This window comes from Enterobacter cancerogenus, assembly GCF_019047785.1.
GTDB classification, from domain to species: domain Bacteria; phylum Pseudomonadota; class Gammaproteobacteria; order Enterobacterales; family Enterobacteriaceae; genus Enterobacter; species Enterobacter cancerogenus.
In genome coordinates, this window is record NZ_CP077290.1 from 3,298,276 (window position 1) to 3,314,767 (window position 16,492).

Annotated in this window: 13 protein-coding genes and 2 tRNA genes; 14 read left to right on the plus strand and 1 reads right to left on the minus strand. The window is 52.2% G+C overall.

What is annotated here, in order from left to right; translation table 11 throughout:
- Positions 1-2 precede the first annotated feature (2 nt).
- The 6 genes from I6L58_RS15615 to I6L58_RS15640 all read left to right on the plus strand — a co-directional run bounded on the left by I6L58_RS15615 (position 3) and on the right by I6L58_RS15640 (position 5,319).
- Entirely contained in the window at positions 3-1,535 is a 1,533-nt protein-coding gene (locus I6L58_RS15615; protein WP_254082164.1) for an ATPase, T2SS/T4P/T4SS family, read from the plus strand.
- Entirely contained in the window at positions 1,519-2,547 is a 1,029-nt protein-coding gene (locus I6L58_RS15620; RefSeq protein WP_088208464.1) for a type II secretion system F family protein, read from the plus strand. The genes I6L58_RS15615 and I6L58_RS15620 overlap by 17 nt, the downstream gene beginning before the upstream one ends.
- 146 nt (positions 2,548-2,693) lie before the next feature.
- Entirely contained in the window at positions 2,694-3,530 is an 837-nt protein-coding gene (locus I6L58_RS15625) for a prepilin peptidase (protein ID WP_088208465.1), read from the plus strand.
- Positions 3,530-4,684, plus strand: coding sequence for a M23 family metallopeptidase (locus I6L58_RS15630; protein WP_088208466.1), 1,155 nt, complete (start codon positions 3,530-3,532; stop codon positions 4,682-4,684). The genes I6L58_RS15625 and I6L58_RS15630 overlap by 1 nt, the downstream gene beginning before the upstream one ends.
- A gap of 206 nt (positions 4,685-4,890) precedes the next feature.
- Positions 4,891-5,223: a preprotein translocase subunit SecG gene (gene secG / locus I6L58_RS15635; RefSeq protein ID WP_006178762.1), complete on the plus strand. Its 333-nt coding sequence runs from the start codon at positions 4,891-4,893 to the stop codon at positions 5,221-5,223.
- A 9-nt stretch (positions 5,224-5,232) separates the two neighbouring features.
- Positions 5,233-5,319: transfer RNA gene (locus tag I6L58_RS15640), tRNA-Leu, on the plus strand.
- A 189-nt stretch (positions 5,320-5,508) separates the two neighbouring features.
- On the opposite strand, the gene argG is transcribed toward I6L58_RS15640, so the two are convergent.
- Positions 5,509-6,855, minus strand: a complete 1,347-nt coding sequence (argG, locus tag I6L58_RS15645) for an argininosuccinate synthase (protein ID WP_006178761.1) — start codon at positions 6,853-6,855, stop codon at positions 5,509-5,511.
- Between the two features lie 286 nt (positions 6,856-7,141).
- Between argG and I6L58_RS15650 the strand changes: the two genes are divergently transcribed.
- The 8 genes from I6L58_RS15650 to pnp all read left to right on the plus strand — a co-directional run bounded on the left by I6L58_RS15650 (position 7,142) and on the right by pnp (position 16,425).
- Positions 7,142-7,218: transfer RNA gene (locus I6L58_RS15650), tRNA-Met, on the plus strand.
- A gap of 207 nt (positions 7,219-7,425) precedes the next feature.
- Positions 7,426-7,878, plus strand: a complete 453-nt coding sequence (gene rimP / locus I6L58_RS15655; RefSeq protein ID WP_014833432.1) for a ribosome maturation factor RimP — start codon at positions 7,426-7,428, stop codon at positions 7,876-7,878.
- 28 nt (positions 7,879-7,906) lie between these two features.
- The gene (gene nusA, locus I6L58_RS15660; protein ID WP_006178759.1) at positions 7,907-9,409 is read left to right on the plus strand and encodes a transcription termination factor NusA; all 1,503 of its coding nucleotides are present in this window, start codon (positions 7,907-7,909) and stop codon (positions 9,407-9,409) included.
- A gap of 24 nt (positions 9,410-9,433) precedes the next feature.
- On the plus strand, positions 9,434-12,121 hold the full coding sequence (gene infB / locus I6L58_RS15665) for a translation initiation factor IF-2 (RefSeq protein WP_006178758.1): 2,688 nt from the start codon (positions 9,434-9,436) through the stop codon (positions 12,119-12,121).
- A gap of 146 nt (positions 12,122-12,267) precedes the next feature.
- Positions 12,268-12,672 carry a 30S ribosome-binding factor RbfA gene (gene rbfA, locus I6L58_RS15670; protein WP_003024988.1) on the plus strand — a complete coding sequence of 135 codons (405 nt, stop codon included), beginning with the start codon at positions 12,268-12,270 and terminating at the stop codon, positions 12,670-12,672.
- Complete coding sequence (gene truB, locus I6L58_RS15675; protein WP_058609406.1) at positions 12,672-13,622, plus strand: tRNA pseudouridine(55) synthase TruB; 951 nt, start codon at positions 12,672-12,674, stop codon at positions 13,620-13,622. The genes rbfA and truB overlap by 1 nt, the downstream gene beginning before the upstream one ends.
- A 155-nt stretch (positions 13,623-13,777) precedes the next feature.
- The gene (gene rpsO / locus I6L58_RS15680) at positions 13,778-14,047 is read left to right on the plus strand and encodes a 30S ribosomal protein S15 (protein WP_002434239.1); all 270 of its coding nucleotides are present in this window, start codon (positions 13,778-13,780) and stop codon (positions 14,045-14,047) included.
- Positions 14,048-14,289: 242 nt separating this feature from the next.
- Positions 14,290-16,425 carry a polyribonucleotide nucleotidyltransferase gene (gene pnp, locus I6L58_RS15685; RefSeq protein WP_006178755.1) on the plus strand — a complete coding sequence of 712 codons (2,136 nt, stop codon included), beginning with the start codon at positions 14,290-14,292 and terminating at the stop codon, positions 16,423-16,425.
- Positions 16,426-16,492: the final 67 nt, after the last annotated feature.

Sequence of the window (16,492 nt, forward strand, 5' to 3'; positions counted from 1 at the left end):
AAATGGACTTTACGCGTATTTCAGCCGACGAATTACTCGCTGGGAAATGGACTTACCAGGAATTTGAGGGAATTGGCTTTACGGCAACAGCTGAAGAGCGCGATTACCTGGTGGTGAATACGCTCGGCATTGAAAACCTGTTTGAATATCAGATCCAGGTATCAAGGCTGATTTCTCAGCACAAGCGTCAGGTCGAAGGCCTGGCGCTTGTCGCCGAGGAAGATTATTACCGGATTATTGAGCATGTTTCATTAAAACAGCTTAATGACGCGAGTAAAAATATTGATATTACCGACACTCAGAAGCGACTGGCGGCTATCCTCCAGCGCGTCGTGAGTATGGGCGCGAGCGACTTACATATAACGCGCAATGATGTGCTGGCGCTCTTTGAAGCCCGCGTGAATGGGGTGTTGATGCCCTTTATGCAGCTCAAATCTCAGCTTTGCGATGAGCTGGTGTTCGTCCTCTATAACGTAGAAGCGACGACTCGCGATACGACCTGGAACCGTGCAATTCCGCAAAACGCTAACATTCTTTATAACCTGTCCGGTAAGCCTTACCGCTTCCGTTACGCGCACTTCCCGATCTTTGGTGAAACGGCGGATTGTTACCATGCGGTATTGCGTATTATTCCATCAGGTCTCCAGAAGGGGAATATTGGCTCACTGGATAAGATCGGTATATCGGATGAAGAAGTGGCGGATCTGAAAAAGATCCTCAGTAATCCCTATGGTGCATACGTTATCGCCGGTACGACAGGTTCAGGGAAATCCACCACGCTTAAAAATTTGATGGAGTGGTTGCAGATCAACCGCTATGAAGACCGCGGTTGCTTCCTGACTGTAGAAGATCCGGTGGAATATCAGATTTACGGGGCGAAGCAGAGTTCCGTGGTGGATGTCTCGGGTGGTGGGTTCCACGCCGCAATTAAATCCGCTCTGCGCCGCGATCCGGATGTGCTGATGGTGGGGGAGATCCGTGACAACATTTCTGCTAATGCCCTGGCGGGTGCGGTCGAAAGTGGTCACTACTGCTTCACTACGGTTCATGCCGGTAACATCGTCTCATTGCTGCAGCGTATGTCTGCGTTAGGGATCGGTAGCGACAAAATGTCCACTCCGGGCTTTATTGCCGGCTTGCAGTGCCAAAAGTTGGTTCCCGTGCTGTGCGAAAACTGCAAAACCGTCATGGGCACCAAAACCATTTCCGGGCGAGAGTTTACCCTCTATACCGCAGGGGAGGGTGGGTGCGAACAGTGTCGTCAGAGCGGGATCAAAGGACGCCAGCTGGCGATGGAATACTTCCTGCCGACCTACGAAGAGTTAGCCGCAATTTCTAAGCAGGAATGGCTGAACGTATACACGCTTTGGCGTAAAAAACGTGCTGCGGCGCAGGGGTTAGCTGAAGGGTTTGAAATTCGTGAAAAGGTCATGGCGCATGTCCTCAAGGGACGTATTGATGCTGCATGGTTTGCCATGGAATTTGGCGCAATGAAGGATGAAGATCTGGAGATGATCGTTGAAAAAATTCGGTAAAAAACAGCGTCTGTACCTCTATCAGTTTTGTGCCGATATGATTAGCGCAGGCTTACCGCTTTTCGATTCGCTGCAAAAGTTGCAAACCGAAGGACGCACGCTCCTTGGTAAAGGGTTCAGTGATAAACTGGGCGCGGTTATCCTGCAGATGAAGCAGGAGGTGTCGGTGTCAGCAGTATTTTCTGACGTAGTCCCTAACTCTGAACTGAGTGTGATTACCGCGGCAGAAAAAAGCGGAAGCCTCGCGGAGGGTTTTCTAACACTGGTCGCCGTGATTAAATACAATGATGAACTGCGTAAAAAAATCGTCGGCGCAATGATCTTCCCTCTGATCATGATCACTTTGTCGCTGATTGTTATTGCGGGTTATTCACAAAAAGTATTCCCTGCCTTCGCCTCGGTAGTTCCGGTGGAAAAATGGCCGGGCGTTACCCAGAATTTATATAATTTTGGTACAGCGTTATATCAAGGGTTGTGGATTAAGATCCTGGTTGGTTTTATTACTTTTGTTTTCTTATCCAAATTTGCTATGGCAAACCTGAGTGGCAATGTTCGTAATAAAATCTTTGATAAAGTTCTACCGTTTTCAACCTACAGGCAGCTTGCGTCTTCCGTATTTTTGAATAACCTGGCGCTGATGCTCAGTAACAGCATTCCGCTGACTGACTCTTTACATATTGTACGTCTAAATGCAAACCGCTGGTTGCGTTGGCATATTGATGTCATGAATGACAAAATGGCTCAGGGGGTTCACTATAGTAAGGCACTCTCGACGGGCTTACTCGGCAAAGAAGAGTTACTGAACATTAGCCTGTATGCGGAACTTCCCTCGTTCAATGAGGTATTGCGTTCGGTCTCAGATCGTTCACGCGATCATATTCAGGAATATATTAAAAAACTGGCGGGTTTATTGAAAAACCTGGCCACGGTCGTCCTGGGGGGCTGCGTTGTGTGGGTCTTCATAGCGTTATTTGCATTAATGGATACGCTCTCCAAAACGGCAGGGGGTTAAGATATAAAAATGTCAAATGGTTTTACAGAGAAAAGTAGCTATTTGGCATTATTGATTTGAATGATGGATGTTGCGGAAAATACTTACTTCAACTGACGTCTCGCTATTTCGTCGTGAAGATGCATTTTAGTTAAAGGATATGTTTAATGCGCCTGGAAGCGTTTTTCGCCCCCTGGTTCCCCTGGCTTGCCTTAGGGTTAGGGCTACTGATTGGCAGTTTTCTTAACGTTGTGATTTATCGTCTGCCCGTCATGCTCTTTCGGGAGTCGGCGGACGATGAAACGCTGAAAACCTTACCCAATGTCAATCTCTGGTGGCCGCCGTCGCACTGCCCATTGTGTCAAACGTTGATTAAACCCTGGGATAACATCCCTGTGTTGAGCTGGGTACTGCTGCGTGGTAAATGTCGCTGCTGCAAAAGCGCGATCCCTTTCCAGTACCCTATAAGTGAAGGGTTGATCGGCATTGGATACTTTTTACTGGTCTTTTGCTACTACCCACAGCATAGCCTCATCCAGATTGCGTTCGTGGCGTTATTTTTTAGCCTGCTCTATACCCTGGCGATGATCGATATCAAGACCTTTCTTCTGCCAGATAGCCTCGTCTATATGCTTCTCTGGGCAGGTCTGATCGCCTCTGTCAGAAATATCATTCCCGTTTCACCACGCGATAGCGTGACAGGTGCCGCTTTTATTTGGGTATTCAGTTGGGTGATGGCAAAAGGATTTACGTGGGTCACCCGGCGGGAAGGATTTGGTAATGGCGACGTAAAACTCTTTGCGGCCTGTGCGGCGTGGATTGGCAGCGAGCACATCGGGCAATTAATGCTGGGTTCGGCTTCGCTGGGGGCATTGTTCTTTTTTGTGCGCTGGGGTATCCGTTTCCGTTCCCAAAAAGCAGATGATGCGGGGGGATATATCCCGTTCGGCCCTGCAATTGCCATTACCGCTATCATCATTATGCACATGGAGGTGCTAAATTAATGTCTTATATGCTTTTATCCGGTCTGCTGTTAACGATGCATCCTGCTTCTACGCACGGTGCTGAGTGCTATTATCCGGTGTCTCATCACCTGTCGCAAATTCTGCTATCAAAGGAATATGACCCAGACTTTCAGCCGTTTAAGTCATCAGAGCCAGAACTGTGCTGGAATGATCTTAAAGAAGAGAGTTACCTGAGCGTATCCGATATCAGGACCTGGCTGGCAACTCATCTACCACCGACGCAAGAATATGATTCAGCAGGCGTTGCGACGACACTCATCAGCGCGCCTTTTGAACCGGCGTCTCTGCTGGTGGAGGCTCAGGAAGACCTGTCGGCGGAAGTGATATCTGATGACGCTTCCGATGAGGAGAACCTGCCCGTCGATGGTGGAGAGGCAACGAGCAGCGTATTCTCGGTAATGAACGCGACAATTCCGACCACGAGTGCCCCGGCACCCGTCTGGAGACCGTTGCTCAGCCAAAAAGCGAGGGGGCAGCATTTCGTCTTCCCGTTGCGCGCCGAGCCCGTGGTGACCTCTCCGTTTGGTATGCGTTATCACCCCATCATCCATACTTTCATGCGTCATGAGGGGGTAGATCTTCGCGCGGCGCTAAACAGTGAGGTCATGTCTATTGCAGACGGCATGGTGACAGAAACTGGTTATGGGCCGGTTACGGGTCTGTATATGACGATTCGCCATCCTGACGGCTGGAGTAGTCGTTATCTGCATCTGAATAAACTGCTGCTGGTCAAAAATCAGTATGTACAAAAGGACGATGTGATTGCGCTGTCCGGGAATACTGGCCGCACAGACGGGCCTCATCTGCATCTTGAAATTATTCATGATGACAAGCTGCTCGATCCCATGACACTCCTTTTTGAGCCTGCCGGGGAAAAAGATGCGCATCCGGCATTACAGGTCGTATCCGAATCGTTACCAGCTCCAGAACCTGTCGATATGACGCCGAAAATTGCGGTAATCGCTGGCGAAGGCGAATCATTACAAATCGGCGTGCGGACTGGGCGTAAAATGACGATGTATTCTCCACAGGAAATCGTCGAAACGGATGAAGGTAACTGGCGTATCGTGAGTAAATTTGGCAAATACAAGCTGCAAAAAATGGATCAAGCCCTTTCGAAGGCAACTAAATAACATTTTTCGATTGGATTTCTGAGTTTTATGGTCACTTTAAATTCATTTTGATGGTTTTTTCCTCACTTGATAAAATGTGCCAAAATTGCCCTTGCGAAGGTCATTCGCTTTGGTTAGTATTCACACCCGCTTCAGTGGGAAACACGAAATCCTGCTAATTGGTCGAAGCATTGGTATGCGGCAAATCCGCAAGGAACAGGTTGATTATGTACGAAGCTCTTTTAGTTATTTTCCTTATTGTAGCCATCGCTCTTGTAGCGCTGATCATGCTGCAGCAAGGCAAAGGCGCTGATATGGGAGCCTCCTTCGGAGCAGGCGCTTCCGGTACGCTGTTTGGTTCAAGTGGTTCTGCGAACTTCATGACCCGTACAACTGCGATTCTGGCTACGCTGTTCTTCATCATCAGTCTGGTGCTGGGCAATATCAACAGCAACAAGACCAGTAAAGGAAGCGAGTGGGAAAATCTGAGTGCTCCGTCTAAAACTGAGCAGACTCAGCCAGCTGAACCGGCTAAGCCGACCAGCGACATCCCACACTAAGTACTCAGTACCGAGGTGGTGGAATTGGTAGACACGCTACCTTGAGGTGGTAGTGCCCTAACGGGCTTGTGGGTTCGAGTCCCATCCTCGGTACCAATATTCCAGAAGAAAGACGTCGAAAGACGTCTTTTTTTTCGTCTGAAGATCGTGTGTCTTCGATCTTTCGTAGGGCGGATAAGCCTGGCGCCACCCGCTATATTGCCCGGTGGTGCTGCGCTTACCGGGTCTACGAAAACCCAAATAAAAAAGGCGCCCAACGGGCGCCTTTTGCATCTCTTGTCAGCGTTACTTCTTATCGCTGTGTTCCAGGTTTTCAACCTGCGGCAGGCCGTTGCCAGAACTGGCTGAGAGCAAACCGTTCTCAACGTAGTTGAACAGCTTCTCGCGCGTATCGGTGATGTCCAGGTTACGCATGGTCAGCTGACCAATACGATCGTCCGGAGAAAATACTGAATCACCTTTCTCCATGGTCAGGCGCTCTGCTTTATAGGTCAGGTTGTCAGAGACGGTGTTGAGGATCGAGTAGTCGTTACCGCGACGCAGTTCCAGCGTCACTTCCCCGGTGATGGCACTCGCCACCCAACGCTGCAGGGCATCACGCAGCATCAGCGCCTGTGGATCGAACCAGCGGCCCTGATACAGCAGTTTACCCAGCTGACGGCCATGAGAGTGATACTGCTCGATGGTATCTTCGTTATGAATGCCGGTCAGCAGACGCTCATAGGCAATGTGCAGCAGCGCCATCCCCGGAGCCTCATAGATGCCACGGCTTTTCGCTTCGATAATACGGTTCTCAATCTGATCGCTCATGCCCAGACCGTGACGTCCGCCGATACGGTTCGCTTCCAGCATCAGCTCGACATCGTCAGAGAAGGTTTTGCCGTTCAGGGCAACCGGATGGCCGCGCTCGAAACGTACTGTCACTTCTTCAGCCTGGATTTTGACGTTTTCGTCCCAGAACTTCACACCCATGATTGGGTTGACGATTTTCACGCTGGAGTTCAGGAACTCCAGATCTTTTGCTTCGTGCGTGGCACCCAGCATGTTGGAGTCGGTGGAGTAGGCTTTTTCGACCGACATTTTGTAGTCAAAGCCGCAGGCGATCATGAATTCTGACATTTCATGACGGCCGCCCAGTTCATCGATAAAATCAGTATCCAGCCACGGCTTGTAGATCTGCAGCTCGGCGTTGGTTAGCAGGCCATAACGATAGAAACGTTCGATATCGTTGCCTTTATAGGTACTGCCGTCACCCCAGATGTTCACACCATCTTCTTTCATGGCGGCAACCAGCATGGTGCCGGTGACGGCACGGCCCAGCGGGGTGGTGTTAAAATAGGTCAGGCCGCCAGTGGTATTGTGGAACGCGCCACACTGAATGGCAGCAATGCCTTCCGCCACCAGTTGCTTACGGCAGTCAATCAGACGGGCGTTCTCTGCACCGTACTCCATGGCACGACGTGGGATAGCATCATAATCTTCCTCGTCCGGCTGACCCAGGTTCGCAGTATATGCATACGGAACCGCTCCCTTTTGTCGCATCCACAGCAGCGCAGCACTGGTATCCAGGCCGCCCGAAAAAGCGATGCCAATACGTTGTCCTACCGGGAGATGCTTGAGAATCGTCGTCATAAAATAAAACCCTGCTTGATTGACTGAGAAGAGATCGCTTTCGCTCTCGATGCATGTTTATGCAAAATAAGTGAGTATTCATTTAATCATCTTTTGACGATGACCGGAAGAGACGTGTGCATTTTTTGTAAAAATTTCCCTCTCTTTACGCTACGTTATGTTGGGTTGACAGGTGGGGGTCACTATCAATATACTGAACGCCGATTTTACGTCCCGTCTTCGGTACCAAATCCCAGCATTATTTGCAAATTCTCCTCAAAACGCGTAGAATTTGCCACGTTTCAGGCGCGGGGTGGAGCAGCCTGGTAGCTCGTCGGGCTCATAACCCGAAGGTCGTCGGTTCAAATCCGGCCCCCGCAACCACTTTCCCATAAAGTTCTTTTTCAAATATACTGTGAAGACTCAGAGCCTTCGTAGCTGGATTTGAAAAAATTCTTTCGGAGAGTGCTCCAGGCCACAGTTGTGGCTATAGGGTTCAGTTATCTAAAGCCCCGATTTTTCGGGGTTTTTTGTTATCTGACTACAGAATAACTGGGCTTTACGCCCTTTTTTTATGTCTTGGGGGTGGGCTTGTCCACATTAGAGCAAAAATTAACAGAGATGATTACTGCACCGGTCGAAGCACTGGGCTACGAACTGGTCGGCATCGAATTCGTTCGCGGCCGCACATCGACGCTGCGCATCTATATTGATAGTGAAGATGGCATCAATGTTGATGATTGTGCTGATGTTAGCCACCAGGTGAGTGCGGTTCTTGATGTTGAAGACCCAATTACCGTTGCGTACAACCTGGAAGTTTCCTCACCCGGCCTCGATCGTCCGATGTTCACGGCCGAGCACTATGTGCGCTTTACCGGTGAAGAAGTGGCTCTCGTTCTGCGTATGGCCGTACAGAACCGCCGTAAATGGCAGGGAATTATCAAAGCTGTTGATGGTGAAATGATCACGGTTACAGTCGAAGGCAAAGATGAAGTGTTCGCGCTGAGTAATATCCAGAAGGCGAACCTGGTTCCCCACTTTTAACAGTCTGGATTGAGGTGAAAAGCCCGCGATGAACAAAGAAATTTTGGCTGTTGTTGAAGCCGTCTCCAACGAGAAATCACTGCCGCGTGAGAAGATTTTCGAAGCGCTGGAAAGTGCACTGGCTACAGCAACCAAGAAAAAATACGAACAAGAGATCGATGTTCGCGTAGAAATCGATCGTAAAAGCGGTGACTTCGATACATTCCGTCGTTGGGTGATTGTTGAAGAAGTTACCCAGCCGACTAAAGAGATCACCCTGGAAGCGGCGCGTTACGAAGACGAAAGCCTGAACGTGGGCGATTACGTTGAAGATCAGATTGAATCTGTTACCTTCGACCGTATCACCACGCAGACCGCGAAGCAGGTTATCGTACAGAAAGTACGCGAAGCCGAGCGCGCGCTGGTTGTCGATCAGTTCCGCGATCAGGAAGGCGAAATCATCACGGGTGTGGTGAAGAAAGTGAACCGCGACAACATCTCTCTGGAGATCAAATCCGAAGGGATGCCGGGTAACGCTGAAGCCGTTATCCTGCGTGAAGACATGCTGCCGCGTGAAAACTTCCGCCCAGGCGACCGTATCCGCGGTGTGCTGTATGCCGTTCGCCCTGAAGCGCGTGGCGCACAGCTGTTCGTGACCCGTTCTAAACCAGAAATGCTGGTAGAACTGTTCCGTATTGAAGTGCCGGAAATCGGCGAAGAAGTTATCGAAATCAAAGCAGCGGCTCGCGATCCTGGTTCACGTGCGAAAATCGCGGTGAAAACCAACGATAAGCGTATCGATCCGGTTGGTGCGTGTGTGGGTATGCGCGGCGCGCGCGTTCAGGCGGTTTCTACCGAACTGGGCGGCGAGCGTATCGATATCGTTCTGTGGGACGATAACCCGGCGCAGTTCGTGATCAACGCAATGGCGCCGGCTGATGTGGCGTCTATCGTGGTTGACGAAGACAAGCACACCATGGATATCGCGGTAGAAGCGGGTAACCTGGCGCAGGCGATTGGCCGTAACGGTCAGAACGTACGTCTGGCGTCACAGCTGAGCGGCTGGGAACTCAACGTGATGACCGTTGATGACCTGCAGGCCAAGCATCAGGCTGAAGCCCACGCGGCGATCGATACCTTCACCAAATACCTGGACATTGACGAAGATTTCGCCACCGTTCTGGTTGAAGAAGGTTTCTCTACGCTGGAAGAACTGGCCTATGTGCCAATGAAAGAGCTGCTGGAAATTGACGGTCTGGATGAAGCGACCGTTGAAGCCCTGCGTGAACGCGCTAAAAACGCACTGACCACCCTGGCGCTGGCTCAGGAAGAAAGCCTTGGCGATAACAAGCCGGCTGATGACCTGCTGAATCTGGAAGGTCTTGATCGTGCGATTGCGTTCAAGCTGGCTGCCCGTGGTGTTTGTACGCTGGAAGATCTCGCTGAGCAAGGCGTTGATGACCTGGCCGATATCGAAGGTTTAACCGACGAGAAAGCCGGCGAACTCATCATGGCCGCACGTAATATTTGCTGGTTCGGCGACGAAGCGTAATAAACTGTAGCAGGAAGGAACAGCATGACTGATGTAACTGTAAAATCGCTGGCTGCCGAGATTCAGACCTCCGTGGACCGCCTGGTACAGCAATTTGCTGATGCAGGGATCCCGAAGTCCGCTGATGACTCGGTGACCGCGCAAGAAAAACAAACCTTGTTAGCGCACCTGAACCGTGAACACGGTTCTACGCCTGACAAGTTAACGCTGCAGCGCAAAACGCGTAGCACGTTGAATATCCCTGGTACCGGTGGCAAAAGCAAATCGGTACAAATCGAAGTCCGCAAGACGCGCACCTTTGTAAAACGTGATCCGCAAGAGGCCGAACGCCTTGCTGCGGAAGAGCAGGCACAGCGTGAAGCGGAAGAACAAGCTCAGCGTGAGGCAGAAGCAACTGCCAAACGCGAAGCAGAATTAAAAGCTGAACGTGAGGCCGCAGAAAAAGCGAAACGCGACGCAAGTGATAAAGTGAAGCGTGAAGCTGCGGAAAAAGACAAAGTGAGCAATCAACAGACCGACGATATGACAAAAACCGCCCAGGCTGAAAAAGCCCGCCGTGAAAATGAAGCTGCCGAACTGAAGCGTAAAGCGGAAGAAGAAGCACGCCGCAAGCTGGAAGAAGAAGCGCGTCGTGTGGCAGAAGAAGCACGCCGTATGGCAGAAGAAAACGAGAAAAACGGTGTGAATACCGCTGAGCCGTCTGAAGACAACAGCGATTATCACGTTACCACTTCCCAGCACGCACGCCAGGCTGAAGATGACAACGACCGTGAAGTCGAAGGTGGTCGTGGCCGTACTCGCAGCACCAAAGCCGCGCGTCCAGCGAAAAAAGGCAACAAGCACGCTGAATCTAAAGCTGACCGTGAAGAAGCACGTGCAGCGGTTCGCGGCGGTAAAGGCGGTAAGCGTAAAGGTTCCGCTCTGCAGCAGGGCTTCCAGAAGCCAGCGCAGGCCGTTAACCGTGACGTTGTGATCGGCGAAACCATCACCGTTGGCGATCTGGCGAACAAGATGGCGGTTAAAGGCTCTCAGGTCATCAAAGCGATGATGAAACTGGGCGCAATGGCGACCATCAACCAGGTCATCGACCAGGAAACCGCACAGCTGGTTGCCGAAGAGATGGGCCACAAAGTTATCCTGCGTCGTGAAAACGAGCTGGAAGAAGCAGTCATGAGCGACCGTGACACGGGTGCAGCGGCTGAACCGCGCGCGCCGGTTGTGACCATCATGGGTCACGTTGACCACGGTAAAACCTCTCTGCTTGACTACATTCGTTCTACTAAGGTTGCCTCCGGCGAAGCGGGTGGTATTACCCAGCACATCGGTGCTTACCACGTAGAAACCGAAAACGGCATGATCACCTTCCTGGATACCCCGGGCCACGCAGCGTTTACCTCAATGCGTGCTCGTGGTGCTCAGGCAACGGATATCGTTGTACTGGTTGTCGCAGCAGACGATGGCGTGATGCCACAGACCATTGAAGCTATCCAGCACGCGAAAGCGGCGCAGGTGCCTCTGGTTGTTGCGGTCAACAAAATCGATAAGCCAGAAGCCGATATGGATCGCGTTAAGAACGAACTCTCCCAGTACGGCGTTATGCCGGAAGAGTGGGGCGGCGAAGCGCAGTTCATCCCTGTTTCTGCAAAAGCCGGTACCGGTATCGACGACCTGCTGAACGCCATCCTGCTGCAGGCTGAAGTACTGGAGCTGAAAGCGGTTCGTAAAGGTATGGCGAGCGGTGCGGTTATCGAATCCTTCCTGGATAAAGGTCGTGGTCCGGTAGCGACCGTTCTGGTTCGCGAAGGTACTCTGAACAAGGGTGACATCGTACTGTGTGGTTTCGAATACGGTCGCGTTCGTGCGATGCGTAACGAACTGGGTCAGGAAGTGCTGGAAGCGGGTCCATCCATTCCAGTGGAAATCCTGGGTCTGTCCGGTGTTCCGGCCGCGGGTGACGAAGTGACCGTTGTACGTGACGAGAAGAAAGCGCGTGAAGTGGCTCTGTACCGTCAGGGTAAATTCCGTGAAGTGAAACTGGCTCGTCAGCAGAAATCTAAACTTGAGAACATGTTCGCGAACATGACCGAAGGCGAAGTTCACGAAGTGAACATCGTACTGAAAGCCGACGTTCAGGGTTCTGTGGAAGCGATCTCCGACTCCTTGCTGAAACTGTCTACCGACGAAGTGAAAGTGAAGATCATCGGTTCTGGCGTAGGTGGTATCACCGAAACCGACGCGACCCTGGCTGCAGCGTCCAACGCTATCCTGGTTGGCTTCAACGTTCGTGCTGACGCCTCTGCGCGTAAAGTTATCGATGCGGAAAGCCTGGATCTGCGTTACTACTCCGTCATCTATAACCTGATCGACGAAGTGAAAGCGGCAATGAGCGGCATGCTGTCTCCTGAGCTGAAACAGCAGATCATCGGTCTGGCTGAAGTGCGTGACGTGTTCAAATCACCGAAATTCGGTGCGATCGCGGGCTGTATGGTTACCGAAGGTAACATCAAACGTCACAACCCAATCCGTGTACTGCGCGACAACGTGGTTATCTATGAAGGCGAGCTGGAATCCCTGCGCCGCTTCAAAGATGACGTTAACGAAGTGCGTAACGGCATGGAATGTGGTATCGGCGTGAAGAACTACAACGACGTTCGCGTTGGCGATATGATCGAAGTGTTCGAGATCATCGAAATCCAACGTACCATCGCGTAATCGTCGTCGGTTTTTGGGCCGCCACGGTGTTGGCGGCAATCCAAAATCCTTTGATGATTAATTCGCGTAGGCCGGGTAAGCGAAGCGCCACCCGGCAATAATTTCAAAAGGGGCTTTTAGCCCCTTTTTTGTCTGGAGAATTTATTATGGCGAAAGAATTTGGTCGCCCTCAGCGCGTAGCGCAGGAAATGCAGAAAGAGATCGCGCTCATTCTGCAACGCGAAATTAAAGACCCACGCGTGGGCATGATGACCACCGTGTCCGGCGTTGAAATGTCACGTGACCTGGCCTATGCCAAAGTGTTCGTGACCTTCCTGAACGATCAGGACGAAGCGGCAGTGAAAAACGGCATTAAAGCCCTGCAGGAAGCCTCTGGTTTCATCCGCTCTCTGCTCGGCAAAGCGATGCGCCTGCGTATCGTGCCTGAGCTAACCTTCTTCTACGACAACTCGCTGGTCGAAGGTATGCGTATGTCCAACCTGGTGACCAGCGTGGTGAAACATGACGATGAACGTCGTGTTAACCCAGCGGACGACAGCAAGGAGGACTGATGAGTCGTCCTCGTCGTCGTGGTCGCGACGTGCATGGCGTGCTGCTGCTGGATAAACCCCAGGGCGCATCCAGCAACGACGTGCTGCAAAAAGTGAAGCGTCTTTTTAACGCCAACCGTGCGGGCCACACTGGCGCGCTGGATCCGCTGGCAACCGGTATGCTGCCGGTTTGCCTGGGGGAGGCGACAAAGTTTTCTCAGTATCTGCTGGATTCCGATAAGCGTTATCGCGTTATCGCCAAGCTCGGCCAGCGCACGGATACCTCCGATGCCGATGGTCAGGTAGTGGAAGAGCGCCCCGTAACCTTTAGCGCCGAACAGCTGGATGCCGCGCTGGAGAGCTTCCGCGGCGATACCATGCAGGTGCCGTCGATGTATTCGGCGCTGAAATATCAGGGCAAGAAGCTCTACGAATACGCGCGTCAGGGCATTGAGGTGCCGCGCGAGGCACGCCCGATCACGGTGTATGAGCTGCTGTTTATCCGCCACGAGGGCGATGAGCTGGAGCTGGAAGTCCACTGTTCGAAAGGGACCTATATTCGGACCATCATTGACGATCTCGGTGAAAAGCTGGGCTGCGGTGCGCACGTGATTTACCTGCGTCGTCTGGCCGTCAGTAAATATCCGGTTGAACGCATGGTGACCCTTGAGCATCTTCATGCGCTGGTTGAGCAGGCGCACGCGCAGGAGATTTCCCCTGCCGAGCTGCTCGATCCGCTGCTGATGCCGATGGACAGCCCGGCGGCCGATTTCCCTGTCGTTAACCTTCCTTTAACGTCTTCCGTGTACTTTAAGAACGGAAACCCGGTTCGTACAACGGACGCGCCGGCTGAAGGCCTGGTTCGCGTGACCGAAGGTGAGGAAGGGAAGTTTATCGGCATGGGTGAAATGGATGGCGAAGGGCGCGTTGCGCCGCGCCGTCTGGTGGTTGAATACCCGGTCGAAGGCTAACGGCGATAACGGCTCACCTTGCGATAAGCAGGGGAGACGAGTAGAATATCGCCGCTTAACGGTCTGCAAATTGTTTAACAATCTGCGGGTCGTACACTGGGATTGCTGAATTAGAGATCGGCATCCTTAAATTCTTTATATGTTGGAGTTTGAAAATGTCTCTAAGCGTTGAAGCTAAAGCTAAAATCGTTTCTGAGTTTGGTCGTGGTACTAACGACAGCGGTTCTACCGAAGTTCAGGTTGCACTGCTGACTGCACAGATTAACCACCTGCAGGGTCACTTTGCAGAGCACAAAAAAGATCACCACAGCCGTCGTGGTCTGCTGCGCATGGTTTCTCAGCGTCGTAAACTGCTCGACTACCTGAAGCGTAAAGATGTTGCACGCTACACCTCGCTGATCGAGCGTCTGGGTCTGCGTCGCTAAGTCTTGCGAGTTTCAGAAAAGGGGGCCTGATGGCCCCTTTTTTCAACCAGACGGCAGCAATTCAATGGAAACTATTGTATTGTTGCTATAAATGATCTTCATTGCAGAGGTTCGCGCGGCTAATGAGAGGCTTCACCCATGGGGGTGTCGGTTGTCATTAGTCGCGAGGATGCGAAGAAGGTCGGGTTAAATCGTCAGCACACCGGTGGTGTGCTGTCACACATTTAAGAAAGGATAGAATTTTGCTGAATCCGATCGTTCGTAAGTTCCAGTATGGTCAGCACACCGTCACGCTGGAAACCGGCATGATGGCGCGTCAGGCTACTGCTGCCGTAATGGTAAGCATGGATGACACCGCGGTGTTCGTTACCGTTGTGGGCCAGAAAAAAGCTAAACCAGGTCAGGACTTTTTCCCACTGACCGTAAACTACCAGGAGCGTACCTACGCTGCCGGTAAAATCCCGGGTGGTTTCTTCCGTCGTGAAGGCCGTCCAAGCGAAGGCGAAACCCTGATTGCGCGTCTGATTGACCGCCCGGTTCGTCCGCTGTTCCCGGAAGGCTTCGTTAACGAAGTTCAGGTTATCGCCACCGTTGTTTCCGTTAACCCACAGGTTAACCCGGACATCGTTGCGATGATCGGCGCATCCGCTGCCCTGTCACTGTCTGGTATTCCATTCAACGGCCCAATCGGTGCTGCACGCGTAGGTTACATCAATGACCAGTACGTGCTGAACCCAACGCAGGAAGAGCTGAAAGAAAGTAAGCTGGACCTGGTCGTTGCCGGTACCGAAGCCGCGGTTCTGATGGTTGAATCCGAAGCAGAGCTGCTGAGTGAAGACCAGATGCTGGGCGCTGTGGTCTTCGGCCACGACCAGCAGCAGATCGTTATCCAGAACATCAACGACCTGGTGAAAGAAGCCGGTAAACCACGTTGGGACTGGCAGCCAGAAGCGGTTAACGACGCGCTGAATGCACGCGTAGCGGCACTGGCAGAATCTCGTCTGAGCGACGCATACCGCATCACCGACAAACAGGAGCGCTATGCTCAGGTTGATGTGATCAAATCTGAAGTGACCGCGACCCTGGTTGCTGAAGACGAAACGCTGGACGCTAACGAAATTGGCGAAATCCTGCACGCAATCGAGAAAAACGTTGTTCGTAGCCGCGTACTGGCAGGCGAACCGCGTATCGATGGTCGTGAAAAAGATATGATCCGTGGTCTGGACGTGCGTACTGGCGTTCTGCCACGTACCCACGGTTCCGCACTGTTCACCCGTGGCGAAACTCAGGCGCTGGTTACCGCCACGCTGGGTACTGCCCGTGATGCACAGAACATCGACGAACTGATGGGCGAACGTACCGACAGCTTCCTGTTCCACTACAACTTCCCTCCGTACTCCGTAGGCGAAACCGGTATGGTGGGCTCACCGAAGCGTCGTGAGATTGGTCACGGTCGTCTGGCGAAGCGCGGCGTGCTGGCAGTGATGCCAGAAGCTGACAAATTCCCGTACACCGTTCGCGTAGTGTCAGAAATCACCGAATCTAACGGTTCCTCTTCTATGGCTTCCGTGTGTGGTGCCTCTCTGGCGCTGATGGATGCAGGCGTGCCGATCAAAGCCGCTGTTGCGGGTATCGCAATGGGTCTGGTGAAAGAAGGCGACAACTTCGTTGTTCTGTCTGACATTCTGGGTGATGAAGATCACCTGGGCGATATGGACTTCAAAGTCGCGGGTTCCCGCGAAGGTATCTCTGCACTGCAGATGGATATCAAAATTGAAGGCATCACCAAAGAGATCATGCAGGTTGCTCTGAACCAGGCTAAAGGTGCGCGTCTGCACATCCTGGGCGTGATGGAACAGGCGATCAACGCGCCGCGTGGCGATATTTCTCAGTTCGCGCCACGTATCCACACCATCAAGATCAATCCAGACAAGATCAAAGACGTTATCGGTAAAGGCGGTTCCGTTATCCGTGCCCTGACCGAAGAGACTGGCACCACTATCGAAATCGAAGATGACGGTACTGTGAAGATCGCAGCGACCGACGGCGAGAAAGCGAAATTCGCTATCCGTCGCATCGAAGAAATCACGGCAGAAATCGAAGTGGGCCGCGTCTATGCAGGTAAAGTGACCCGTATCGTTGACTTTGGCGCATTCGTTGCCATCGGTGGCGGTAAAGAAGGTCTGGTACACATCTCTCAGATCGCTGACAAGCGTGTTGAGAAAGTGACCGATTACCTGCAGATGGGCCAGGAAGTTCCGGTTAAAGTTCTGGAAGTTGACCGCCAGGGCCGTATCCGTCTGAGCATTAAAGAAGCAACCGAGCAGTCTCAGCCTGCTGCGCCAGAAGCACCGGCAGCAGAACAGCAAGGCGAGTAAGGTTGCCATTTGCCCTCCGCGTTGCGGAGGGCCTATTACCAGGCAGGACGCCTTGTTAGCAGCCGGG